This window comes from Nonomuraea sp. NPDC003560 (genome assembly GCF_042878785.1).
Taxonomy (GTDB): Bacteria; Actinomycetota; Actinomycetes; order Streptosporangiales; family Streptosporangiaceae; genus Nonomuraea.
Window position 1 is genome coordinate 140,232 of sequence record NZ_JBIAOF010000004.1, and the last position, 22,651, is coordinate 162,882.

Consider the following 22,651-nt stretch of genomic DNA (forward strand, 5'->3'; position numbering starts at 1 on the left):
ACCTGATCACATCGTCCCGCACTCGCGGGAGATCCGCTGAGCCGGGCTCCCGTAGGGAACCCCGTACCCCACGGGGAAGATTCCGCGCATGGCGCCAGGCACTCTTTGCTCTCAATGGGACTCCCGGCCGGGGGCGTCGCCGGAGGAGCCCGTCAGGAAGTCGAGGTCGGCGCCGAGGTGCGCCTGGGTGACGTGGTCGACGTACAGGCGCTCCCAGCCGCGGGCCGGCCGGGCGTGGCCGGTCATGACCGGCTCCCTGGCGGCCAGCTCGGCCTCCGGGACGTCCACGTCGAGCCTCCTGGCGGCCACGTCGAGCACGATCGGGTCGCCGGTGCGCACCCGCGACAGCGGGCCGCCGGCCGCGGCCTCCGGCGAGGCGTGCAGGACGACCGTGCCGTACGCGGTGCCGCTCATCCGGGCGTCGCTGACCCGCACCATGTCGCGCACGCCCCTGGCCAGCAGCTTGCGCGGCAGCGGCAGGTTGCCGACCTCCGGCATGCCCGGGTAGCCCCTGGGGCCGCAGCCGCGCAGCACCAGCACCGAGGTCTCGTCGACGTCGAGGCCGGGCGAGTCGAGCCGGGCGCGGGCGTCCTCGACGCCGTCGAAGACGATCGCCCGGCCGCGGTGGCGCAGCAGCTCCGGCGAGGCGGCCGCGGGCTTGATCACGGCGCCGTCGGGCGCGAGGTTGCCGCGCAGCACGGCGATGCCCGCGTCGGGCAGCAGCGGGTCGGAGCGCCGCCGGATCACGGTGTCGTCCCAGATCTCGGCGCCGGCCAGGTGCTCGACGAGCGGCCTGCCGGTGACGGTGATCGCCGCGGGGTCGAGCAGGTCCTCGACCTCTCTCAGCAGGGCGGCCAGGCCGCCCGCCCGGAACAGGTCGTCCATCAGGTGGCGACCGGCGGGCTGGAGGTCGGCCAGCAGCGGCACGCCCGAGCCGGCCCGGTCGAAGTCGTCGAGGCTCAGCTCGACGCCGAGCCGCCCGGCGATGGCCAGCAGGTGCACGACCGCGTTGGTCGAGCCGCCGATCGCGGCCAGCGTCACGATGGCGTTGAGGAAGGAGGCCCTGGTCATGACGTGGCTGGGGCGGCGGCCCGCGCGTACCAGCTCGACGGCCAGCCGGCCGCTGTCGTGCGCGCGTTCCAGCAGACGGCTGTCGGGGGCGGGGGTGCCGGCCGTGCCGGGCAGCGTCATGCCGAGCGCCTCGGCCATGCAGGCCATGGTGGAGGCGGTGCCCATCGTGTTGCAGTGGCCGCGGCTGCGGATCATGGACGACTCGGAGGCGAGGAACGCCTCGCGGGAGAGCGTGCCGGCCCGCACCTCCTCGCTGAGCCGCCACACGTCAGTGCCGCAGCCGAGCGGCACGCCGCGGAAGTGGCCGGTCAGCATGGGCCCGCCGGGCACGACGAGCGCCGGCAGGTCGACCGAGGCGGCGGCCATGAGCAGCGCCGGAACGGTCTTGTCGCAGCCGCCGAGCAGCACCACGCCGTCGATCGGGTTGGCCCGCAGCAGCTCCTCGGCGGCCATCGCGGCCAGGTTGCGCCAGAGCATGGCGGTCGGGCGCACGTTCGTCTCGCCCAGCGACAGGACGGGCAGGTCGAGCGGCACGCCCCCGGCCGCCCACACGCCGTTCATGACGCTGCGGGCGACCTCGTCGAGGTGGGCGTTGCAGGGCGCGAGGTCGGAGGCGCTGTTGGCGATCGCGATGTGCGGCCGCTCGCCCTCGAACGCCTCGCGCGGCAGGCCGCGGCGCATCCAGGCCCGGTGGATGTAGGAGTTCCTGTCGTCACCGGAGTACCAGAGGGAACTGCGCAGCGCCATGTGACGGCACATTATCGGCAGCCCGGGGATTCAGCACCGCCTGCGGAGGAATGGGCAAGGGCATGGACCACATAGACGCGTACTGGCGGGCGGCCAACTACCTGTCCGTCGGGCAGATCTACCTGCTGGACAACCCGCTGCTCACCGAGCCGCTGCGCCCCGAGCACATCAAGCCGCGGCTGCTCGGCCACTGGGGCACCACCCCGGGGCTGAACTTCTGCTTCGCCCATCTCAACCGGGTGATCTCCGAGCGCGACCAGGACATGATCTACATCGCCGGTCCCGGCCACGGCGGGCCCGCCGCCGTCGCACACGCCTGGCTGGAGGGCTCCTACACCGAGCGCTATCCGGACGTCTCGCAGGACGTCGAGGGCATGCGGCGGCTGTTCCGGCAGTTCTCCTTCCCCGGCGGCATCCCCAGCCACGTCGCGCCCGAGACCCCCGGATCCATCCACGAGGGCGGCGAGCTGGGCTACTCCCTGGCCCACGCCTACGGCGCCGCGTTCGACAACCCCGGCCTGGTGGTCGCCTGCGTCATCGGCGACGGCGAGGCCGAGACCGGCCCGCTGGCCGCGAGCTGGCACTCCAACAAGTTCCTCGACCCCCGGCGCGACGGCGTCGTCCTCCCCATCCTGCACCTGAACGGCTACAAGATCGCCAACCCCACCGTGCTCGCCCGCATCCCCGAGCAGGACCTGTTCAAGCTCATGGAGGGGTACGGCTACCGCCCCCACCTGGTCGGCCCCTCGCACGAGGAGATGGCCGCCACCCTCGACACCGTCTTCGACGAGCTGGCCGAGTACAAGGACGGCCAGGACCGGCGGCTGCCGATGATCGTGCTGCGCACCCCGAAGGGCTGGACGGGCCCGCGCGAGGTGGACGGCAAGCCGGTCGAGGGCACCTGGCGGGCCCACCAGGTGCCGCTGGCCGGGGTCCGGGAGAACCCGGCGCACCTGGCCATGCTGGAGGAGTGGATGCGCTCGTACCGGCCGCAGGAGCTGTTCGGCTCCGACGGCAAGCCGGTCGAGGAGGTGCTGGCGACGGTGCCGCGGGGGCCGCTGCGGATGAGCGCCAACCCGCACGCCAACGGCGGCGAGCTGCTGCAGCCGCTGCGGCTGCCGGACTTCCGCCGGCACGCGGTCGAGGTCAAGTCCCCGGCCGCCCAGCTGACCGAGCCGACGCGGGTGCTCGGCGGGTTCCTGCGCGACGTGATCGCCGGCAACCCGCGCAACTTCCGGCTGCTGGGCCCCGACGAGACCGCCTCCAACCGGCTGCAGGACGTGTTCGAGGTCACCGACCGGGCGTGGGAGGCCGAGCTGCTGCCCACGGACGAGAACCTGGCCCCGGGCGGCCGGGTGATGGAGGTGCTGAGCGAGCACCTGTGCCAGGGCTGGCTGGAGGGTTACCTGCTGACCGGCCGGCACGGCCTGTTCAACTGCTACGAGGCGTTCATCCACATCATCGACGCCATGTTCAACCAGCACGCCAAGTGGCTGGAGTCGTCGCAGAAGATCCCGTGGCGGCGGCCGGTGGCGTCGCTGACGTACCTGCTGTCCTCGCACGTGTGGCGGCAGGACCACAACGGCTTCAGCCACCAGGACCCCGGCTTCCTGGACGTGGTCGTCAACAAGAAGGCGTCGGTGGTGCGGGTCTACCTGCCGCCGGACGCCAACACCCTGCTGTCGGTGGCCGACCACTGCCTGCGCTCGCGCGACTACGTCAACGTGATCGTCGCGGGCAAGCAGCCGGTGCTGGACCTGTTCACCATGGAGGAGGCGATCGCGCACAACACGCGCGGCCTGGGCATCCTGCCGTGGGCCTCCACCGACCAGGGCAGCGAGCCGGACGTCGTGCTGGCCTGCGCGGGCGACGTGCCGACCCAGGAGACGCTGGCCGCCGCGGCGCTGCTGCGCGAGCACCTGCCGGAGCTGAAGGTGCGGGTCGTCAACGTGGTGGACCTGATGCGGCTGCAACCACGGTCGGAGCATCCGCACGGCATGCCGGACGCCGAGTTCGACACGCTGTTCACCGTGGACCGGCCGATCATCTTCAACTTCCACGGCTACCCCTCGCTCATCCACCAGCTCGCCTACCGCCGCACCGGGCACGCCAACATGCACGTGCGCGGCTACAAGGAGGAGGGCACCACGACCACGCCGTTCGACATGGCCATGCTCAACGACATCGACCGCTACCACCTGGTCATCGACGTCATCGACCGGGTGCCGGGGCTCGGCTCCAAGGCCGCGCACCTGCGCCAGCGGATGAGCGACGCGCGGCTGCGGGCCCGCGCGTACACCAGGGAGCACGGCGAGGACCCGGCGGAGATCAGGTCGTGGACATGGCCGGCCGAATACTCGTCCTGAACACCGGCTCCTCCTCCATCAAGTACGAGCTGGTGGACGTGCGCACCCGGGAGCGGCCGGCGCGCGGGCTGGTGGAGCGCATCGGCGAGGAGCGCGGGCGGCTGACGCACCACGCGGACGGCGGGCCGCCGTACGTGCGGGAGGAGCGGTTCGCCGGACACGCCGAGGGGCTGGCGGCGATGCTGGAGGCGTTCGCGCGGGCCGGGCCCGAGCTGGAGCCGGTCGCGGTCGGTCACCGGGTCGTGCACGGCGGCACCCGCTTCACCGGCCCGGCGCTGGTCGACGACGAGGTGATCGCCGCGATCGAGGAGCTGGCGCCGCTCGCGCCGCTGCACAACCCGGTGAACCTGGCCGGGATCCGGGTGGCGCGGGCGGCGTTCCCCGGGGTGCCGCAGGTGGCCGTGTTCGACACGGCGTTCCAGCTCACGCTGCCGCCGCAGGCGTACACGTACGCGGTGCCGCGGGCCTGGCGGGAGCTCGGCGTGCGGCGCTACGGCTTCCACGGCACCTCCTGCGCCTACGTCTCCCGCCGCGCCGCCGCCCTGCTCGGCCGCGACCTGGCCGGCCTCGACCTGGTCGTGCTGCACCTGGGCAACGGCGCCAGCGCGACGGCGATGTCCGGAGGGCGCAGCGTGGACACCTCCATGGGGCTGACCCCGCTGGAGGGGCTGGTGATGGGCACCCGTTCCGGCGACGTGGACCCCGCGATCGCCGGCTACCTGGCGCGGGTGCGCGGCATGGGCGGCGAGGAGGTGGAGCGCGCGCTCAGCCACGAGGGCGGCCTGCGCGCCCTGGCCGGGACGCTCGACATGCGCGAGGTGCGGGCCCGCGGCGACGAGGAGGCCCGGCTGGCCCTGGAGGTCTACACCCGGCGCATCCGCAAGTACGTCGGCGCGTACTACGCCCTGCTCGGCCGCCTGGACGCGATCGTGTTCACCGGCGGCGTCGGCGAGCACGACGCGGCCACCCGCGCGGAGTCCCTGGCCGGGCTCGACCGGCTCGGCATCACCGTGGACCCCGCGCTGAACGCGGCCGGCCCGGCTGGTGAGCGGGCGGTCTCGCCGCCGGGCGCGGAGGTGGCGGTGCTGGTCGTGCCCACGGACGAGGAGTGGGAGATCGCCCGCCAGTCCCTGGAGGTGCTCCCCCGCAGCTGAGCGACGGTCAGGCGTGCGGGACGGCCGGGACCCAGAAGTCCACGGTGGTCCCGGCCCCCGGCCGGTCGGTCAGGCTCCACCAGCCGCCCGCGATCTCGGCTCGTTCGCGCATCTCGATCAGGCCGAAGTGGCGCAGCGGCCCCTCGGCGCCCGGCGGCAGCCCGGTGCCGTCGTCGGCGACGCGCACGTGCACGCCGCGGTCGAGCGAGACCAGCGAGAGCCTGATCGAGGTGGCGCGGGCGTGCTTGCGCACGTTGGTGATCGCCTCCTGGCAGATCCGGAAGATGGTGACGGCGGCCTCGGGCGGCGGGTCGGCGTCGAGGCGGTGGTCGATCTCGAACGACAGGCCGGTGCCGGCCGTCACCTGCCGCAGGTAGCCTGCCAGGCCCTCGACCAGGCCCTCCTCGTCGAGGGCCGGCGGGCGCAGCTCGAAGGTCAGGTCGCGCAGGCGGGCGACGGCGGCCTCGACGGCCTCGCCGATGCCGCGCACCTCGGCGGCCCGCTCACCGGCGAGGCCGCTCTCCATCGCGCGCAGGCGCATGCCGACGGCGACCATGGACTGGATCGTGTCGTCGTGCACGTCGTAGGCGATGCGCCGGCGTTCGACCTCCTGGGCGCGGACCAGGTGGGCCAGCAGCATGCCGCGTTCGTCGAGGGCGCGGGCCACGTTGCGGCGCTCGGTCAGGTCGTGGGTGACCTTGCCGAACCCGCGCAGCTCGCCGCGGTCGTCGTGCAGGGCGGTGATGACCACGCCGGCCCAGAACCTGGTGCCGTCCTTGCGGACGCGCCAGCCCTCCTCCTCCCACCGGCCGTCGGCGACGGCGACCTCCAGCTCCATGGCGGGTTTGCCGGCCGCGACGTCCTCGGGCGGGTAGAAGACCGAGAAGTGGCGGCCGATGATCTCCTCGGCGCGGTAGCCCTTGATGCGCTCGGCGCCGGCGTTCCAGCTGACGATCCGGCCCTGGGCGTCGAGCATGAAGATGGCGTAGTCGACGACGTTCTGGACCAGCAGGCGGAAGCGCTCCTCGCTGTCGCGCATCGCCTGCTCGGCCAGGCGGCGCTCGGTCAGGTCGCCGGTGACCTTGCCGAACCCGCGCAGCAGGCCCCGCTCGTCGCGCAGGGCGGTGATGACCACGCGCGCCCAGAACCGGGCGCCGTCCTTGCGGACGCGCCAGCCCTCGTCGGCCACCCGGCCGGCCGCCGCCGCGCGGCCCAGCAGTTGTTCCGGACGACCGGCCGTGACGTCCTCGGGCGGGTAGAACACCGAGAAGTGGCGGCCGATGATCTCCTCGGCGCGGTAGCCCTTGATGCGCTCGGCGCCGGCGTTCCAGCTGGTCACATGGCCCGCGGGGTCGAGGAGACAGATCGAGTAGTCGACGACGCTGCGGACGAGCAGCTGGATGTCCTCTGACTGCCTGTCTTGACCGGGCATACTGCAGCTTCGCACGGCCCGGCGGCAGACCGAAACTCGATCATGCCCTGGAGCGCTCCTGGGCGGGCGCGACGACGTGCGGCGCCAGCTCGCACCACACCACCTTGCCGCCTTCGCTGGCCCCCTCGGCGCGGGAGACGCCCCAGCCGGTGGACAGCAGCTCGATGACGTGCAGGCCCCAGCCGTTGTCCGGACCGGGCTCGCGCGGCTCGGGCAGGCGGGGGCCGCAGTCGCGCACCTCGATCCGCACGTGGGCGGGGGTGCAGCGGATGCGTAAGGCGGGCGGGCCGTCGCCGTGCACGAGCGCGTTGGTCACCAGCTCGGAGACCACGAGCAGGACGTCCTCGCGGCGCCCGCGGTAGCCGCACGCGGCCAGCACCTCACGTGCTCTCTGTCGGGCCGCGGTGATGCTGCCCATCTCTTCCGGCAGCTGGGTGTCCACCTGGTACGGCGCAGCGAAACTGCCCATCCTCCTACTGTCGGGCAGTACAGGACTGATCACGAGACGCAGTGGAACCACCTCTACCGGTGCGGATGAGGGGGCGCCGTCTGGTGCGTCTGCGTCAGTCGAGCAGCCCCTCCCTGCGCGCGACGGCCACGGCCTCCAGCTTGGACCGGGCCCCGAGCTTCTCCAGGACGTGCTGGACGTGGTTGCGCGCGGTGTTGCGGGCCACGCCGAGCCGCGCGCCGATCTCGTCCGTGCTCGCCCCTTCGGCCAGCAGCCGCAGCGTCTCGCGCTCGCGCGCGGTCAGCGCCGCCCCCGGGCTCCGCACCCGGCCGGTCAGGCGGTCGAGCACGCCGGGCAGCAGGCCGGGCGCGAACACCACGCCGCCGGCGGCCACCTCGCGCACCGCCGACTCCAGGTCCTCCAGCCTGGACGACTTCACCAGCAGGCCCGCCCCGCCCGCCTCCACCACCCGCGCGGCGACCGAGGCGGTGGCCTCGCCGGTCAGCACCAGCACCCGGGCCTCGGGCGCGACCCCCGCGAACCGACTGATCGCCTCGACGCCGTCGCCGTCGGGCAGCCGCCGGTCGAGCACCACGACGTCGGGCCGGCGGCGGGCGGCCGCGGCGAGTGCGGCGGCGACCGTGCCCGCCTGCGCCACGACCTCGATGCCGGGCGCCCGGCCGAGCGCCAGGCCGATGGCCTCGGCCACCATCGCGTGGTCCTCCACGAGCAGCAGCCGGATTGAGGAAGTGGTCGGCATCGCTTCGTCTCGCCTCTCCCGCGGCAACGTCCCCGGCATCTTCCCACCCGCGTCCCGCCCGCGCCGCCCGTTCCCGGCGGGCCGGACGGGTGCCGCCGCGGGCGGCCGGACGGCATGCGAGGGCGGGATACGAGGAGGTCAAGCGGGCGGAGACCGTTGGTAGTGTTGTCCAGAAATATGCATATTTTTTGGGATGGGTGGGATAGGTGGAGGTTGAGCAGACAGCGTTGCCGGGCATCGGGCTTCGGCACGATTTCACCACCCGCGCCGGCCAGCGGGTAGGCATCGTCTCGCACCGCACCGGCCGTCGCGACCTGGTGATCTACGACAAGGACGACCCCGACCGCGCCTGTCAGACGGTCAAGCTGAACGACGAGGAGGCCGACGCCCTGGCCGAGCTCCTCGGCGCCCCCCGCATCGTGCAGCGGCTCAACCAGCTGCACCAGCAGGTCGAGGGCCTGGTCAGCGTCCAGCTCCCCATCCCGTCCGGCTCCCCCTACGCCGGGCGCGCCATGGGCGAGGCCCGGGTCAGGACCCGTACCAGCGCCTCCATCGTCGCCGTGGTCCGCGGCGGCCAGGTGTTCGCCAGCCCCGGCCCCGACTTCGTCTTCCGCGAGGGCGACGTCGTGGTCGTGGTGGGGAGCGCGGACAGCACCGCGGACGTCGCCGGCATCCTGGCTGACGGGTAGGACCGCGGGTGCACGAAACCGCGGTCATCTTTCTCGAGTTCGGTGCTGTTCTTCTGGGTCTGGGGGTTCTGGGCGCGCTCGCGCTGCGCGTCGGCATCTCACCGATCCCGCTCTACCTCATCGCCGGTCTGGCGTTCGGCACGGGCGGCGTGCTGCCGCTGGCGACCAGCGAGGAGTTCATCTCGGTCGGCGCGGAGCTGGGCGTCGTCCTGCTGCTGCTGACGCTCGGCCTGGAGTACAACGCCGACGAACTGGTCACCAGCCTCACGAGCAACGCGCGGGCCGGCATCGTCGACCTCGTGCTGAACGCCGCCCCCGGCGCGATCTGCGCCTTGCTGCTGGGGTGGGGGCCGGTCGCGGCGGTGGCCATGGCGGGCGTCACCTACGCCACCTCCTCCGGCATCACCGCCAAGGTGCTGTCCGATCTGGGCTGGATCGGTAACAGGGAGACGCCGACGGTGCTGTCCCTGCTGGTGTTCGAGGACCTGACCATGGCGGTCTACCTGCCGGTCCTCACCACGTTGCTGGCGGGCCTGAGCCTGGTCAGCGGGGCGATCTCGGTCGGCATCGCGCTCGGCACGGTGAGCGTCGTGCTCGTCGTGGCGCTGCGCTTCGGGCGCTTCATCGAGGCGTTCGTGTCGAGCCCCAACTCCGAGGTGCTGCTGCTGAAGGTGGTCGGGCTGGCGCTGCTGGTGGCCGGGCTGGCCCAGCAGCTGCAGGTCTCGGCGGCGGTCGGCGCGTTCCTGGTCGGGATCGCGCTGTCGGGGCAGCTCGCGCACGACGCGCAGGCGCTGCTCGCGCCGCTGCGCGACCTGTTCGCGGCGGTGTTCTTCGTCTTCTTCGGGTTGCAGACCGATCCGGCGAAGATCCTGCCGGTGGCGGGGCTGGCCGCGCTGCTGGCGCTGGTGAGCATGGTGACCAAGCTCCTGACGGGCGCGTACGCGGCCAGACGGGCGGGCATCGGCAAGGCCGGTCAGGCACGGGCGGGCATCGCCCTCATCCCGCGCGGCGAGTTCAACATCGTCATCGCGGGCCTGGCGGTGGGCGCCGGGGCCCATCCCGACCTCGGGGCCCTGGCGGCGGCGTACGTGCTGATCCTGGCGGCGTTCGGGCCGCTGGCGGCCAAGCTCGTCCAGCCGCTCATCACGGCCATCGCGAACAAGGCGTGATCCGCTAGTTTGTTCGCATGGCCGACCGTAAGCACGGGGTGCCCGCGCCCCCGATCGAGACGACGATCCACGCCGACGACTGGGACAGGACGGAGATCGCCGGTGAGACCTTCCACCGGGTCCTGTTCCAGGGCGTCGACCTGACCGAGCTGGTCGACCAGGGGGCGTCGTTCGAGGAGTGCACGTTCAGGAACGTGCGGCTCAACGTCTCCACCCACGAGGACGCGCGCTTCCTCAACTGCCTGTTCAGCCGGTGCTCCCTGTTCGACGCCACGTTCAGGGGGTGCAAGCTCACCGGCAGCATGTTCGACGGCTGCACCTTCGGGCTGCTGAAGGTCGACGGCGGCGACTGGTCCTACACCGGGCTGCCCGGCGCCGACCTGCGCGGCAGCGCCTTCCACGGCGTCCGGCTGCGCGAGGCCGACCTGACCGGGGCCCGGCTCGCCGGGGCCGAGCTGCGCCGGGCCGACCTGTCGGGGGCCTGGCTGCACGGCGCCGACCTCACCGGCTGTGACCTGCGCGGCAGCGACCTGAGCACGCTCGACCCGCACACGGTCACGCTCAAGAAGGCGGTCATCGACCCCTTCCAGGCCACGGTCGTCGCCGAGTCCCTGGGCCTGGAGGTCCGTTCCTGAGGCGCTGGGCCTTGAGCAGGTCCGCGCCTGAGGTGGGGTCGGCGATGATGGCGGTGTGCCGAACGCCGATCTCAACGACGCCGAGCGGGCCGTGGCCGCCGCGCTCGCCCACGGCCGCGCCGTCGACCTGCGCACCGGCGACCCCGCCGCCGACGACCCGGCCGCGGCCGCGTCCTGGGATCCCGGCCGCACGGTCCGGGGTGAGGTGCTGGCCGGGCTGCTGCTCGGCGGGTTCGACGAGCCCGCCGCCAAGCCGCGGCTGATCCTGGCGGGGGCGCGGATCACCGGCGCGCTCAACCTGGCGTTCGCCGAGCTCCCCTTCCCCGTCACCTTCCAGGGCTGCGCCTTCGACGCCGCCCCCGACCTCTACCACGCCCGCACCCGCTTCCTCAGCTTCAGCGGCTCGCGGCTGCCCGGCCTGACCGCCTCGAACGTCCAGGTCGAGGGCAACCTGCGGCTGGCGGGCAGCCACGTCACCGGCGAGCTGCGGCTGCCCGGCGGCCGGATCAGCGGCAACCTCGTGCTCAACTGCGCCCGCCTGAGCCATCCGGCGGGCACGGCGCTCAACGGCGAGCACCTCGACGTGGCCGGTCACCTGCGCGCCCAGGACGGCTTCGCCTGCGACGGCACGCTCGTCCTGGCCTCCGCCCGGATCGGCGGCGCGGTCGAGCTGGACGGCGCCCGCCTCAACGCGCCGGGCGGCACGGCCCTGGAGGCGTCCAACGTGATCGTCCAGGTCGGGCTGTTCGCGCGGGACGTGGAGGCCGACGGCGAGGTCAGCCTGCGGTTCGCCCGCGTGTCCGGCCCGCTCACGTTACGCGGCTCGCGCATCCGGCGGCCGGGCGGGCTCGCGCTGCGCGCCACCGGGCTCAACGCCGAGGCGGGCCTCTTCCTGGCCGGGCTGACGGCCGAGGGGCAGGTGCGCCTCAACCGCTCGGTCATCGGCGGCACCCTCGGCCTGGAGGGCGCGCGGCTGAGCGCCCCGGGCGGCGTGGTGGTCGCCGCCGACGGCCTCACCGTGAACGGCTCGCTGCTGGCCTGGCGGGGGCTGCGCGCCGAGGGCGAGTTCAGCCTGCTCGACGCCACGGTCACCGGACCGGCGCACTTCGAGGGCGCGACCCTGGTCAACCCCGGCGGGGCCGCGCTGTCGGCCAACGGCCTGTCGGTGGGCAAGGTGCTCAACCTCTGCGACGGCTTCTCCGCCCGCGGCCGGATCAGGCTGACCAGCGCCCAGGTCGGCAGCCGCCTGTGCCTCGACGACGCCACCCTGTCGGCGCCCGGCGAGGTGGCGCTGAAGTGCTGGCGGCTGGAGGCCCGCGAGCTGGCGCTGCGCACGGCCGCGCCGGTCGAGGGGGTGGTGGAGTTACGGTACGCGCGGATCGGCGTCCTGCGTGACGACCCCGCCGGGTGGCCGCGGGCGATGCGCATGGACGGACTGTCGTACGAGGTGCTCGACCCCATGCTGCCGGCCGCCGGGCGGCTGCGCTGGCTGCGTGCCGACCCCGACGGTTACCTGCCGGGCGCCTACGAGCAGCTGGCCGCGATGTACCGGCGGCTCGGCGCCGACGCCGACGCCCGCGAGACGCTGCTGGCCGGCCAGCGGCGACGCCGCGCCGCGCTCCCCGGGTACGCCCGCTTCTGGGGCCACCTCCAGGACGCCACCGTCGGCTACGGCTTCCGCCCCCTGCGCGCGGCGGCCTGGCTGGCCGCGCTGCTGGCCGCGGGCACGGTCGTGTTCGGGCTCGACGTGCCGCCGCCGTTGAAGCCGGGCGAGGCGCCGCCGTTCCACGCGCTGGTCTACACCCTCGACCTGCTGCTGCCGATCATCGACCTCGGGCAGGAGAAGGCCTACAACCCGCAGGGCGGCGCGCAGTGGCTGGCCTGGGGGCTCATCATGGCCGGCTGGGTGCTGGCCACGACGATCGCCGCCGGTCTGACGCGCTCGCTGCGCCGGACCTGAGGCGCGCGGCCCCGGGGCCCGTCAGCACAGCGCCATGGCGGCCCGTCAGCACAGCGCCATGGCCGTCTGCCACAGGCTGGGCAGGGCGGCCAGCACGTGGTCGCCGCGGCGGCGCCGGTCGGCGAACGTCTCGGCGCCGAGGTCGGCCAGCAGCTCCTGGAAGCCCTCCTCGTACCCCGCCGGCGCGCCGGCGGCGGCGCGTTTGTCCAGGCAGCGCGCGTACGTGGCGACCAGCCAGAACACCGCCTCCCGGTGGAGCCCGGCGGCGACGAGCTCGCGGCTGCCGTCGATGGCGATCGGACGCGCCTGCGGCGTGATGTCGGAGGTGAAGCGGTAGGACGGCGCCTCCAGCCCGGCGGTCGCGTCGAAGACCGCCTCCAGGGCCGCCAGGTGCCGCTCCACCCGCTGCGGGGTCATCCGCGCGCAGCCGAGCAGTTCGAGCAGGTGCTCGTGCCAGTCGAGCCGGCCGTGCCCGGCCAGCAGCTCGCGCACGGCGGCGTACCGGCGGCGCACGGTCGGGTTGCGCAGCCCGGCGACCAGCAGGACGTGCGTGGTCACGCCCGTGCCGAACAGCCAGGACGCCACCTGCTCGGGGACGGGCGCGTTCTCGTCCATGGAGTTGATCCAGCCGCGCACCCGGTCCATCGCCTGCGTGCAGCGGGCGATGATCCAGGGCCGTTCGGCGAAGTCGCGGGCCACCAGGCGCTGGATCTCGCCGAGCCGCCCGGTCGGGTCGGCCAGCACGCTGGGCAGGTGGAAGCTGCCGGCCAGGTGGTAGTCGCTCAGCACCTCGTGGGTGGAGCCGATGCGGGCGATGCCGGAGACCTCCAGCAGGACGCCCTCGTAGCGGAACTTGCCGATCGCGGGCGGCGGGTCGGCGAGCACCATCACGTCCACGTCGGACGTGGGGCCGAGCTCCGTGCCCGGGGCCGCCCACAGCGCGGACCCGGTCAGGAACGCCCCCTCGAACCCGGGCAGGCGGGCGCCCTCGTCGAGCACCCACTGCCGCGCGAGCTGCCTGGCCCGCTCAACCAGCATCCACGTCCTCCCGGTCAGGGCCGCGGCGCGCGCCCCTGATCAGGAGGACCGCGCCCAGCACGACGAGCACCGCCAGCCCGCCCCAGATCCAGCCGGGGACGCCCGTCGCGGCGGGCCGTTCCTCGACGGGCGAGGGCGCCGCTGCCGGTTGAGAAGTAGATCCTTTCATGACGAACGGGATTTCGCCCTCGATCGGATGGCCGTCGGAGGACACGACACGCCAGGCGATCACGTACGAACCGGGCGCGGGCTGCCGGGGCACCTCGGCGAACACCTTGGGCCCCTCGACGCGGGGCTTGCCGACCTCGACGGCTTTGCCCGCCGCGTCGTGCAGCACGACGAAGGGGAACTGGACGTGGGCGTTGAACTCCAGCTCGATCCGCTCGATCGCGGACAACTGCGCGTTCTTGGCCGGTGAGCTGCTCTTGAGCGTGTCGTGGGCGAGCGCCGCGGTGGACGGCAGCAGCACCAGGAGGGCCGCGCAGGCGAGCGCGGCCAGGCGGAAGGGCCAGGAGGGTTTCATGGGAACTCCGGATGCGGACGGCCGGACCGGCGCCGGGGCGCCGTCCGGGCACGGAAGAGCACGGAAGAGCACGGACGGGGACGCGTCCTGAACCGGGACGCGGGACTTCAGCGGAGGCGGAGCCGCCGGGGTGGTCCTCGCCGGGTGACCGTGCGGCAGGCGGTCCTGCCCATCGGAGTGGGGACGTCGGCGTACGCCCGAGCGCGCCCGTCGGGGCGGCGCGGCGGGATCGGCGCCTCGACCGGCGCGAGCATCAGCGGCCCGAGGATCGGGGGCGGCGCGGCGGACAGGCGGATCATGAGCCACAGCGCGCGCTCGCCGCGGTGCAGCCACCACGCCGTCAGCGCGGCCACGGTGAGGTGGACCAACGCCATGGCGGGCGCGGGATGGCCGTGCCCGGCGGCGGCGCCCGTGGCGGGCGCGAGGCGTTCGAAGAGCTGGTGCAGCACGAGCTGGGTGAGCGTGGTGGCGGCCAGGATCGCCGCGGGGCCGCGCTCGCGGCCGTTGATCGTGAGCGCGGCGGCGAGGGCGGCCAGCACCCCGAGCGCGCCGCCCCAGAGCGGGACGGCCCCGCCACCGGCCAGCAGGTGCCCCGCCGCGGACACCAAGCCGCAGACCGTCGCGAACACGACGGCCCGCGACAGACGCAGCCAGACTGACGCGGCGGTCACAGCCGCCATCCTTACACAACCGCCACACTTACCAGGCGGCGCGTTCGGCGTGTCCGCGCGGGGGCAGCTGACTCTGATGGACTTCGCCCGAGGCGATGGGCCGGATCTGGAACTGGTGGTCCGGCGGGAGCTGACCGACGCGGGTTTCAACGTCGAACCGTCCCTGCTGCCGGTCGACGGGGGGCTCACCGTCTGGCTCGATCCGTCCCGCGGCGTGGTGGTCGTCTGGGGGCCGGCCGGCGCCGACACCGCCGCCCACCTGGCGAAGTACGCGACCATCCGCACCGCGGTCCTGCTCGCGCTGCGGATGGTCCTGGCCGGGGCCGGCCATGAGATCCGGGAGGATCAGGAGGGCCTGGAGCTGGTGGTCACCTCCTGAGGGGCGCGCAGCGGCGCCCCGACGTCGTGCAGGTGCCGCATGGCCTGGGCCCACGACTCGACGAGCCCGCACTCGACGTACGCGACGCCGAGCTCGCGGCAGTACTCGCGCACGAGGGGCCGGGCGCGGCGCAGGTTGGCCGAGGGCATGCCGGGGAACAGGTGGTGCTCGATCTGGTAGTTGAGCCCGCCGAGCGCGACGTTCATCAGCCGGCCGCCGCGCACGTTCCTGGAGGTCAGCACCTGGCGGCGGAGGAAGTCCAGGGAGTCCTCGGCGGTGAGCACCGGCATGCCCTTGTGGTTGGGCGCGAACGTGCAGCCCAGGTACACGCCGTAGCAGGCCTGGTGGACGGCGAGGAAGGCGAGCGCCTTGCCGGGCGGCAGCACCGCGAACACCCCCGCGAGGTAGGCCAGGTTGTGCGCGACGAGCAGCAGCCCCTCGGTGCGTCCGCCCTTCACCCTGCGCAGGGCGCGGAAGCCGGCCACCTTCAGGTTCAGGCCCTCCAGCGTGAGCAGGGGGAAGAACAGGAACGCCTGCCACCTGCCGATGAAGCGGGGCAGCCCGCGGCTGGCCTCGGCCTGCCGCCGCGACCAGATGAGGATGTCGGGCGCGACGTCGGGGTCGTGGTCCTCGTGGTTGGGGTTGGCGTGGTGGCGGGTGTGCTTGTCCATCCACCAGCCGTAGCTGAGCCCGACGGTCAGGTTGCCGACCACCAGCCCGGCGATCCTGCTGCGCCGCCGCGACCGGAACACCTGGCCGTGCGCCAGGTCGTGAGCCAGCAGCGTGACCTGGGCGAAGGCGACGGCCAGCAGCGCCGCGACGCCGAGCTGCCCCCAGGAGTCGCCGACCGCGGCGAACAGCGTCCACCCTCCGGCGAACAGGGCGGCCACCAGGCCGATCCTGATCGCGTAGTAGGCGGGCCGCCGCTCCATCAGCCCCGCCTGGGCGATGCGGCGCGACAGCTGCGCGAAGTCGCTCCCCCGGGGCGCGGCGCGAGGGGTTTCCACCACGGTCAATGCTCTCTCCGATGCTGGTGAGGCGGGCGTGAACACTCCTCAGCATCGCGGCGGCGGCCTTCCGGCGGACCCCCGCTGTCACCCGTCCTGATGGTGGGGCAGGCCCTACCATCGGCGGCCCCCGGCGGGGCCGCGCGGGTCAGCGGTAGTAGCCGTCCAGCGGGGCGCTGGCCTCGGCGTACAGGGCCGGGCCCTCCTGCGGGACGTGCGGCCAGCCGGGGCCGGTCTTGAGGCCGGCGAGCTGCTCGTTCGACAGGGCGTACACCACGCGGCCGAGGCCGGAGCGTTCGATGGCGCCCGCGCACATGCCGCACGGCTGGCAGCTGGTGTACATGGTGGTGGCGGCCGCGGCCTCCGGGGTCAGCTCGCGGGCGGCCCAGCGGGCCAGCTTCAGCTCCGGGTGGGCGGAGATGTCGCGGTCGCCGAGAACCGTGTTGTGCTCCTCGGCCAGCACCTCGCCGCCGGGGCCGGCCAGCAGCGAGCCGAAGGGGGCCTCGCCGTTCGCGCGGGCGCGGGCGGCCAGCTCGATGGCCCGGCGCAGCAGGGTCTCGTCATCGGGGGTCATCGTCGTCCTCCTTGGACGGGTCGCGGGATTCGAGGTCCCAGTGGCCGGCCACGGCGGCGAGCGCGTGCCAGGCCGTCTGGGGGTGCAGCGTCTCGGCGGGGTCGCCGGCGAACGGGTCGAGCACGACGGTGTCGGCGCCCAGCTGCCGCAGCGCGTCGAGGTCGGCCAGGACCTGGTCGAGAGTGCCCTCCCCGGCGTGGCGGCCGGGGCCGGTGACCGGCTCGGCGGTCAGCCGCAGCAGGATGCGTGGCGCGAACGCGGGGACCGGGCGGCCGAGCTCGCCGGCCACGTCCGCCAGCCGCCCGGCGGCCTCGCGCAGCCAGGGCAGGGTGTTGCGCAGGGGGTGCCACGCCTGGCCCAGCCGTACGGCGCGGCGCAGGCCGGCCTCGCCGTTGCCGCCGACCCAGAACGGGATGGGCCCGGCGCGGTAGTCGTCGGCGGCGGACCAGGCGGCGCGCATGGCCAGCAGGTGGTCGTCGGTCAGCCGTCCGCGCCGCTCGAACGGCACCCCGAGCGCGTCGAACTCCTGCCGCGCCCAGCCGATGCCCACGCCGAGCACCAGCCGGCCGCCGCTGAACCGGTCGAGGTTGGCCGCCATCCGGGCCATCACCAGCGGATGCCGGTACGGCACGATGAGCACCGAGGTGCCGAGCCTGACCCGCGTGGTGATCCCGGCCAGCCAGGAGAGCGTGGTGAACGGCTCGTAGAAGGGACCCGGGTACTGCTGGGCGACGTCGGGGGTGATCGCGACGTGGTCGGAGATCATCAGCAGGTCGTAGCCGAGGCCCTCGACGGTCTGCGCCCATCGCCGCAGCGTGGCCGGGTCGGTGCCGGGCCCGAAGTTCGGTACGTTCACGCCGATTCTCATGACACCGAAGGCTATCCAGGCCGTCCCGCCGGGTTGAAGGCCCCGCTCACGGTGTGCGGCGGGGATCGCCGTGGATCTGCCGGTATATTCGCCGGATGGCCGAGGATCTCGACGACACCGACTGGGCGATCCTGGCGGAGCTGCAGCGGGAGGGCCGGCTGCCGCTGACCGAGCTGGGCCGCCGGGTCAACCTCAGCGCCTCGGCGACGACCGAGCGGGTCAGGCGGCTGGAGGCGCTGGGCGTCATCGCCGGCTACCGGGCGGAGGTCGATCTGGGCAAGGTCGGGTTCGGCGTGCTGGCCGTCGTGCGGCTGAAGTATCCCGGCAGCCGGCACGAGCCGCTGCGCCGCCTGCTCGGCGAGCGCCCGGAGATCCTCGAATGCCTGCGCACCACCGGCGAGGACTGCTACACGCTGAAGGTGGCGGCCGGCTCGATGCCCCACCTCGAACGCGTCATCGACGAGCTGGCCCGGTTCGGCAGCACCACGACCAGCATCGTCTACAGCCAGACCCTGCCCTACCGGGGCCCGGCCGCCCCGCCCGCACGGATCTGAGGCGGGCGCGGCGGGGCCTCCCGGAGGGCGGCGGGGTCAGATCGGCTGCAGCGCGGGAGCGGTGCGGGGCGCCGCCTCGTCGCCGTAGATGTGCAGGTCGGCGCGGAAGGCCCGCAGGTACGCCCGCCGGTCGTGGAACGTGGCGGCCAGGGCGTCGCCGTAGTCGATGAGCTGCCGGTGCGCCTGCCGGCGCGGCTCGTAGCGGGCCTGGAGCAGCTTGTCGAGCAGCGGCAGGTCGCCGCCGGCCGCGGAGATGACGTCGGCCAGGATCTCGGCGTCGTACAGGGTGTAGCTCATGCCCATGCCGGTCATCGGGTGGCAGGCGAAGGCGGCCGAGCCGAGCAGCGCGGCGTTGCCCCTGTGGTACGCCCCCACCCGCAGCGACGAGACCCTGATCGGCTGCCAGGCGGCGGCCTGCAGGGAGGCGAAGGCGTCGGTGCTGTCGGTGACGAAGCCCTCCAGCATGTCGGGCAGGCCGGCGGCGCCCCGGCCGAAGACTTCGTCGTCCTGCTCGGGGGGCAGGCCGACGAACACTCTGGCCTGGTCCCTGTCGAGCGGGTACAGGTAGGCGAGCCAGCCGCCGGAGCTGAAGTAGAGCCGGTTGAGCTGGGCGACGCTGGCGCTCAGCGGCACGGTGGCCACCCGCATCAGCAGCCGGTCGTAGGGCATGGTGACCTGGTCGATGTCGAGCGCCCGGCGCACGGCCGACTTGGTGCCGTCGGCGCCCACGACCACGTCGGCGCGCAGCCGGCTGCCGTCGGACAGCGTCAGCAGCTCGATGCGGTCGCCCTCGCGCTCGACGTGCTCGATGGCGGCGTCGAAGCAGAACTCGACGCCCTCCATCGCGCAGCAGGCGTAGATGAGCTCGACCAGCTCGCGGTAGGGGCGGATGAGGAAGCCCCCGTCGGGGAAGCGGCACTCCCTGATCGGCTCGCCGTCGTGGTAGTAGCGGATGAGGTCGCGCCGCAGGCCGTGGCGCTCGACGAGCTCGGCCAGCCCGTGGCGGGCCAGCACCCGCAGGCCGGGGGGCTTGAGGAAGTCGGCGCCCGCGCTGGGGATCGAAGGTCCCTGCTCGATGACGACGACGCGCTGCCCGCGGCGGCGCAGCAGCAGTGCGAGGAAACAGCCGCCGAGCCCGGCGCCGACGATGGCCACGTCGCACGAGGTGGTTGCCATGACGAGAGCCCTTCTTGAGGTTGTACTAGACGTGCGTGGTTCCGTAGGTCTCCGAGCTCTCTGCCGCCCGGGGCCTCGGGATGTGATCCCTGGGGGTCGTGCGGGTCTCGACAGGCAGCAGCGCGTCGGCCTCCGCCGCGACGGTGGCGAGGGTCATGCGCAGCTCCAGCAGCAGCCGGCGCGGCACCTTGATCATGTCGTCGCCCGGGTCGGTCCGCAGCCGGGTGATCTTGGTGAGTGCGATGGCCCCGATGAACACCGAGATGGCCACGCACATGGCGAGCGCGCCGGCCAGCCCGGCCAGCGGGCCGGTCAGGATGAACGGGTGGTCGATGACGAGGGACACCACGGCGATGCCGACGGCCCCGCCGACCATGCGCGCCATGGTGGCCGCGCCGACGGCGGAGGCGTACTGGCTGGGGCGGGCGGCCAGGGTGGTGGCCACGGAGGTGCCGGGCGCCAGCGCGCCGACGCCCATGCCGACCACGACGCTGGCGATCAGGCCCCACACCGTCGGCCCTGACTGGGTCAGCACCAGCACGCACGCGCCGCCGCAGAGCAGGGAGCCGGCGTAGATCAGGCCGTACGCGCCGATGTGCTTGAGCACCTTGCCGGCCAGGTAGCTGGTGACGACGACGGCCACCGAGGTGGGCGTCAGCCACATCGCCACCTCCAGCATCGGGTAGCCGAGGTGCAGCAGGTACAGCGGCTGCACGGTGAGCAGCCCGTAGGACAGGGCGCCGAAGAACCAGGTGGCCAGCCAGCCCCAGACGAACTTGCGCTGCCGCCACAACGCCAGGTCGATGGCCGGCAGGCGGTGGTGCCTGGCCTGGGCCAGCGCGCCGCCGAGCAGCGCCAGGGCCGCGACGGCCAGCCACACGACGTCCATGCCCCAGGCCATGGCCTTGGAGATGGCCAGCACGATCACCGCGATCCCGGCGGCCAGCAGCCAGGCGCCCAGCACGTCCGGCACGCCCTTGGCCGCGGCGCGCCTGCCGGACGGGAGCGCGGCGCAGGCGATCAGCAGCGCGACGCCCATGACGACGTCGGGCACGAACAGGGCGCGCCAGTCGACGGTGGCGGCCAGCCAGCCGCCGCCGGCCTGCATGAGCAGGCAGCCGAGCCCGGAGGCCGAGCTCCACAGCGCGATCGCGCCCCGGCGCTGCGACTCGGGCAGCTCGCCGAGCAGCAACCCGAGGCTGGCCGGGATCATCGCCGCCGCGCCCGCGCCCTGCACCGCCCGCGCGGCCAGCACGAACGACCAGGACGACGCGGCCACGGTGGCGATCCCGCCGGCCACGAAGACCACCAGCCCGAACGCCAGCACCCGGCGGCGGCCGAACAGGTCGGCCCAGCGGCCGGCCGTGGCCAGCAGCGCCGCGATCGGGATGAAGGCGGCGCTGGTCAGCCAGACCAGGTCGCCCAGCGGCATGCCGGCGCCCGCGGGGGTGTAACGCAGCACGCCGACGGCCAGGGTGGTGGCCGTGGTGTCGGCCATCACGGTCAGCATCACGCCCGCGCCGACCAGCCGCAGCATCACGGCGTGACGGCGGGTCACGCCGGTTGCTCTGACGGCCACTGGTGTCTCACGCACTCGGTCCTCCTCGCAGGAAAGCCTCAGGTTCCCCGCCGGCCGGCACACTGCGGTGGGTGCGACCGGCGCGGGGTGGTTCGGGGGGTCAGGCGCCGTAACGGCCGGGAGAGAGCAGGCCGTCCGGGTCGAGAGCGGTCTTGAGCCGGTGGAGCATGCCGAGGCTGGCGGTGCTGGTCTCGGACCAGACGTCGGCGGCGGCGTGGTCGATGTCGGAGCGGTAGATGGCGCAGCCGTGGCCGCGCAGCAGGCAGCTCGCGTCGTTGCGCAGCTGGTGGGCGCGGTGGGCGGCGTCGGCGTCGGCCCCGTCGAAGAAGATCTGGATGACGGCGTTGGCCATGTGCGGGCTGACCAGGTTCCACTCCACCATCAGGGCGATGCCGTGGGTGTCGACGGCGCTCTGCAGGGCGTCGAGGATGCGCTCGGTCCTCGTGGCGTGCAGCGGCATCAGCGGCAGCAGCACGAGGAAGCCCATGCCGCCGGCGTCGATCTGGTCGCAGGAGGTGACGCCGAGCGCGTTGCGCACGCCCTGGCAGGTCGGGATGCCCTGGGCGGTGAGCGCCCTGGTGTAGAGCGGGTCGTCGGGGCCGACCGCGGCGGCGTCGAGCACGCGCAGCGTCTCGCCGCCCTCGACCTCGATGAGCGCCTTGCGCAGCATCTCCTCGGCCAGCTCGACGGTGGCGCCGGTGCCGAGCAGCGGACCGAGGACGGTGAACTTGCCGGTGTCCACGCCCGCCGGCAGCAGCCAGCCGCCGTCGCGGCCGGGCGCGAGGGCGAGCTCGCGGAGCCGCATGAGCCCGCCCGCGGGGTTGCCACGGCGCAGGAACCCGGTCATCGCGCCGATCGCGGCGCCGACCTGGTCGCGCCGGATGCGCGCGTGCACGAGCCCGATCGTCTCCGGGCGCGGCACCAGCGAGACGGCCATGGCGGTGACGACGCCCAGATTGTGCTGGACGAACGCGGACGTCAGGTCGGGCCCGGCGACCCGGCCGTGGTAGACGCCGGTGGGGTCGAGCCCGCCGGTGGTGATCACGCTGCCGTCGGCGAGCACGGCCTCGATGCCGGCCACGTCCTGGACCCGGGAGCGGAAGCAGCCGTCGCCGCGTTCGAGGGCGTTGCCGATGACCGAGGTGTCGGCGCAGGAGGCGGTGACGTTGAGCATCCACGGCGTGTCCCGCAGCGCCGCGGCGAGCTGGGCCTGGGTCACGCCGGGCTCGATGACGGCGTAGCCGGCCTCCAGGTCGAGGCCGCGGATGCGGTTCATCCGGCTGAGGTCGACGACGACGTTGTCCTCGGTGACCGGCAGCGCGGAGCCCATGCCCCAGTTCCTGCCGGTGCTGACCGGGTAGAGGCGGCTCTTGCTCACCATGGCCCGGCGGACGAGGGCGCGTACCTCGTCCAGGGTGTGCGGGGTCTCGGTGCCCGCCAGCGAACGCGGTCGGTGGGCGCCCACGTCACGCGGCCGCAGATCCACTCGCGATAGTCCCTGCATGGCTCTCCTCGGGGGATGCGAAATCACGTCAGGCGGTGTGCTGGAGGAGGTCGTCGATGGAGCCGATGGCCTGGGTGGACATCTCCCTGATCTCACGCAGCCGCTGCTCGGTGAACGCCTCGTACGGCGCGGGCGGGACGGCGGCGGGGGCGGGGGCGGGGAAGTCGAGTGAGCCGCGCGGGGCGGCCTGTGCGGGCACGTCGTGCGGGCCGTAGGGGTGGCGGCGGGCGCGGGTGCGTCCGGTGTCGGACGACTCGTGCCGGACGAGCGCGGGCAGATGCGGTGGGGTTCGCATGACGGGAGCTCTCCTACAGGGTTCGTACGGGTTGTGCGTGCTGCCGCCCGTG

22 protein-coding genes are annotated in these 22,651 nt (G+C 73.7%); 8 read left to right on the forward strand and 14 right to left on the reverse strand.

Features of this window, described 5'->3' with window-relative positions; translation table 11 throughout:
• Positions 1-111 precede the first annotated feature (111 nt).
• Positions 112-1,818 (reverse strand): IlvD/Edd family dehydratase, encoded by a 1,707-nt coding sequence (locus ACFYUV_RS16885; RefSeq protein WP_387669438.1) that lies wholly within the window; start codon positions 1,816-1,818, stop codon positions 112-114.
• 62 nt (positions 1,819-1,880) lie between these two features.
• Between ACFYUV_RS16885 and ACFYUV_RS16890 the strand changes: the two genes are divergently transcribed.
• Together ACFYUV_RS16890 and ACFYUV_RS16895 are read left to right on the forward strand one after the other, a co-directional pair.
• Positions 1,881-4,184, forward strand: coding sequence for a phosphoketolase (locus ACFYUV_RS16890; protein ID WP_387669439.1), 2,304 nt, complete (start codon positions 1,881-1,883; stop codon positions 4,182-4,184).
• Positions 4,160-5,338: an acetate/propionate family kinase gene (locus tag ACFYUV_RS16895; protein ID WP_387669441.1), complete on the forward strand. Its 1,179-nt coding sequence runs from the start codon at positions 4,160-4,162 to the stop codon at positions 5,336-5,338. Before ACFYUV_RS16890 ends, ACFYUV_RS16895 begins: the two co-directional genes overlap by 25 nt.
• A gap of 7 nt (positions 5,339-5,345) precedes the next feature.
• Here ACFYUV_RS16895 and ACFYUV_RS16900 read toward each other — a convergent pair whose 3' ends face one another.
• The 3 genes from ACFYUV_RS16900 to ACFYUV_RS16910 all read right to left on the reverse strand — a co-directional run bounded on the left by ACFYUV_RS16900 (position 5,346) and on the right by ACFYUV_RS16910 (position 7,978).
• Positions 5,346-6,770, reverse strand: a complete 1,425-nt coding sequence (locus tag ACFYUV_RS16900) for a PAS domain S-box protein (protein ID WP_387669442.1) — start codon at positions 6,768-6,770, stop codon at positions 5,346-5,348.
• Positions 6,771-6,810: 40 nt separating this feature from the next.
• Entirely contained in the window at positions 6,811-7,239 is a 429-nt protein-coding gene (locus tag ACFYUV_RS16905; protein ID WP_387669443.1) for an ATP-binding protein, read from the reverse strand.
• 94 nt (positions 7,240-7,333) lie between these two features.
• Positions 7,334-7,978 carry a response regulator gene (locus ACFYUV_RS16910; RefSeq protein ID WP_387669444.1) on the reverse strand — a complete coding sequence of 215 codons (645 nt, stop codon included), beginning with the start codon at positions 7,976-7,978 and terminating at the stop codon, positions 7,334-7,336.
• 206 nt (positions 7,979-8,184) lie between these two features.
• Between ACFYUV_RS16910 and ACFYUV_RS16915 the strand changes: the two genes are divergently transcribed.
• From ACFYUV_RS16915 to ACFYUV_RS16930, 4 genes are read left to right on the forward strand one after another with little or no spacing between them, the layout of a single operon-like run.
• Entirely contained in the window at positions 8,185-8,667 is a 483-nt protein-coding gene (locus tag ACFYUV_RS16915) for a cation:proton antiporter regulatory subunit (protein ID WP_358286272.1), read from the forward strand.
• A gap of 8 nt (positions 8,668-8,675) precedes the next feature.
• The gene (locus ACFYUV_RS16920; protein ID WP_358286270.1) at positions 8,676-9,836 is read left to right on the forward strand and encodes a cation:proton antiporter; all 1,161 of its coding nucleotides are present in this window, start codon (positions 8,676-8,678) and stop codon (positions 9,834-9,836) included.
• A gap of 17 nt (positions 9,837-9,853) precedes the next feature.
• Positions 9,854-10,471, forward strand: a complete 618-nt coding sequence (locus ACFYUV_RS16925) for a pentapeptide repeat-containing protein (RefSeq protein ID WP_387669446.1) — start codon at positions 9,854-9,856, stop codon at positions 10,469-10,471.
• A 55-nt stretch (positions 10,472-10,526) separates the two neighbouring features.
• Positions 10,527-12,431: a hypothetical protein gene (locus ACFYUV_RS16930; RefSeq protein ID WP_387669448.1), complete on the forward strand. Its 1,905-nt coding sequence runs from the start codon at positions 10,527-10,529 to the stop codon at positions 12,429-12,431.
• Between the two features lie 45 nt (positions 12,432-12,476).
• Here ACFYUV_RS16930 and ACFYUV_RS16935 read toward each other — a convergent pair whose 3' ends face one another.
• The 3 genes from ACFYUV_RS16935 to ACFYUV_RS16945 form a co-directional block, all read right to left on the reverse strand.
• Positions 12,477-13,469 (reverse strand): hypothetical protein, encoded by a 993-nt coding sequence (locus ACFYUV_RS16935; RefSeq protein ID WP_387669449.1) that lies wholly within the window; start codon positions 13,467-13,469, stop codon positions 12,477-12,479.
• Positions 13,459-13,992 carry a copper resistance protein CopC gene (locus ACFYUV_RS16940; RefSeq protein ID WP_387669450.1) on the reverse strand — a complete coding sequence of 178 codons (534 nt, stop codon included), beginning with the start codon at positions 13,990-13,992 and terminating at the stop codon, positions 13,459-13,461. Before ACFYUV_RS16940 ends, ACFYUV_RS16935 begins: the two co-directional genes overlap by 11 nt.
• Before the next feature lie 107 nt (positions 13,993-14,099).
• Positions 14,100-14,663, reverse strand: a complete 564-nt coding sequence (locus ACFYUV_RS16945; RefSeq protein WP_387669452.1) for a hypothetical protein — start codon at positions 14,661-14,663, stop codon at positions 14,100-14,102.
• 76 nt (positions 14,664-14,739) lie between these two features.
• On the opposite strand from ACFYUV_RS16945, the gene ACFYUV_RS16950 reads away from it, so the two are divergent.
• Positions 14,740-15,042 carry a hypothetical protein gene (locus ACFYUV_RS16950; protein WP_387669453.1) on the forward strand — a complete coding sequence of 101 codons (303 nt, stop codon included), beginning with the start codon at positions 14,740-14,742 and terminating at the stop codon, positions 15,040-15,042.
• On the opposite strand, the gene ACFYUV_RS16955 is transcribed toward ACFYUV_RS16950, so the two are convergent.
• The 3 genes from ACFYUV_RS16955 to ACFYUV_RS16965 form a co-directional block, all read right to left on the reverse strand.
• Entirely contained in the window at positions 15,009-15,974 is a 966-nt protein-coding gene (locus ACFYUV_RS16955; RefSeq protein WP_387670363.1) for a fatty acid desaturase family protein, read from the reverse strand. The two genes, ACFYUV_RS16950 and ACFYUV_RS16955, sit on opposite strands and share 34 nt — an antisense overlap.
• A 223-nt stretch (positions 15,975-16,197) precedes the next feature.
• Positions 16,198-16,623 carry a nucleoside deaminase gene (locus tag ACFYUV_RS16960; RefSeq protein WP_387669455.1) on the reverse strand — a complete coding sequence of 142 codons (426 nt, stop codon included), beginning with the start codon at positions 16,621-16,623 and terminating at the stop codon, positions 16,198-16,200.
• Entirely contained in the window at positions 16,610-17,491 is an 882-nt protein-coding gene (locus tag ACFYUV_RS16965) for an LLM class flavin-dependent oxidoreductase (protein ID WP_387669457.1), read from the reverse strand. Before ACFYUV_RS16965 ends, ACFYUV_RS16960 begins: the two co-directional genes overlap by 14 nt.
• Before the next feature lie 95 nt (positions 17,492-17,586).
• Here ACFYUV_RS16965 and ACFYUV_RS16970 point away from each other — a divergent pair, with 95 nt between their 5' ends.
• Positions 17,587-18,045 carry an Lrp/AsnC family transcriptional regulator gene (locus ACFYUV_RS16970; RefSeq protein ID WP_387669459.1) on the forward strand — a complete coding sequence of 153 codons (459 nt, stop codon included), beginning with the start codon at positions 17,587-17,589 and terminating at the stop codon, positions 18,043-18,045.
• A 36-nt stretch (positions 18,046-18,081) separates the two neighbouring features.
• Here the strand turns inward: ACFYUV_RS16970 and ACFYUV_RS16975 are convergent, their stop codons facing one another.
• The 4 genes from ACFYUV_RS16975 to ACFYUV_RS16990 form a co-directional block, all read right to left on the reverse strand.
• Positions 18,082-19,221: an FAD-dependent oxidoreductase gene (locus tag ACFYUV_RS16975; RefSeq protein ID WP_387669461.1), complete on the reverse strand. Its 1,140-nt coding sequence runs from the start codon at positions 19,219-19,221 to the stop codon at positions 18,082-18,084.
• A 25-nt stretch (positions 19,222-19,246) separates the two neighbouring features.
• A complete protein-coding gene (locus ACFYUV_RS16980) occupies positions 19,247-20,815 on the reverse strand; it encodes an MFS transporter (RefSeq protein WP_387669463.1) in 1,569 nt (522 codons plus the stop codon).
• An 85-nt stretch (positions 20,816-20,900) separates the two neighbouring features.
• Positions 20,901-22,286, reverse strand: a complete 1,386-nt coding sequence (locus ACFYUV_RS16985; protein WP_387669465.1) for an FAD-binding oxidoreductase — start codon at positions 22,284-22,286, stop codon at positions 20,901-20,903.
• Positions 22,287-22,332: 46 nt separating this feature from the next.
• Positions 22,333-22,599 carry a hypothetical protein gene (locus ACFYUV_RS16990; protein ID WP_358286247.1) on the reverse strand — a complete coding sequence of 89 codons (267 nt, stop codon included), beginning with the start codon at positions 22,597-22,599 and terminating at the stop codon, positions 22,333-22,335.
• Positions 22,600-22,651: the final 52 nt, after the last annotated feature.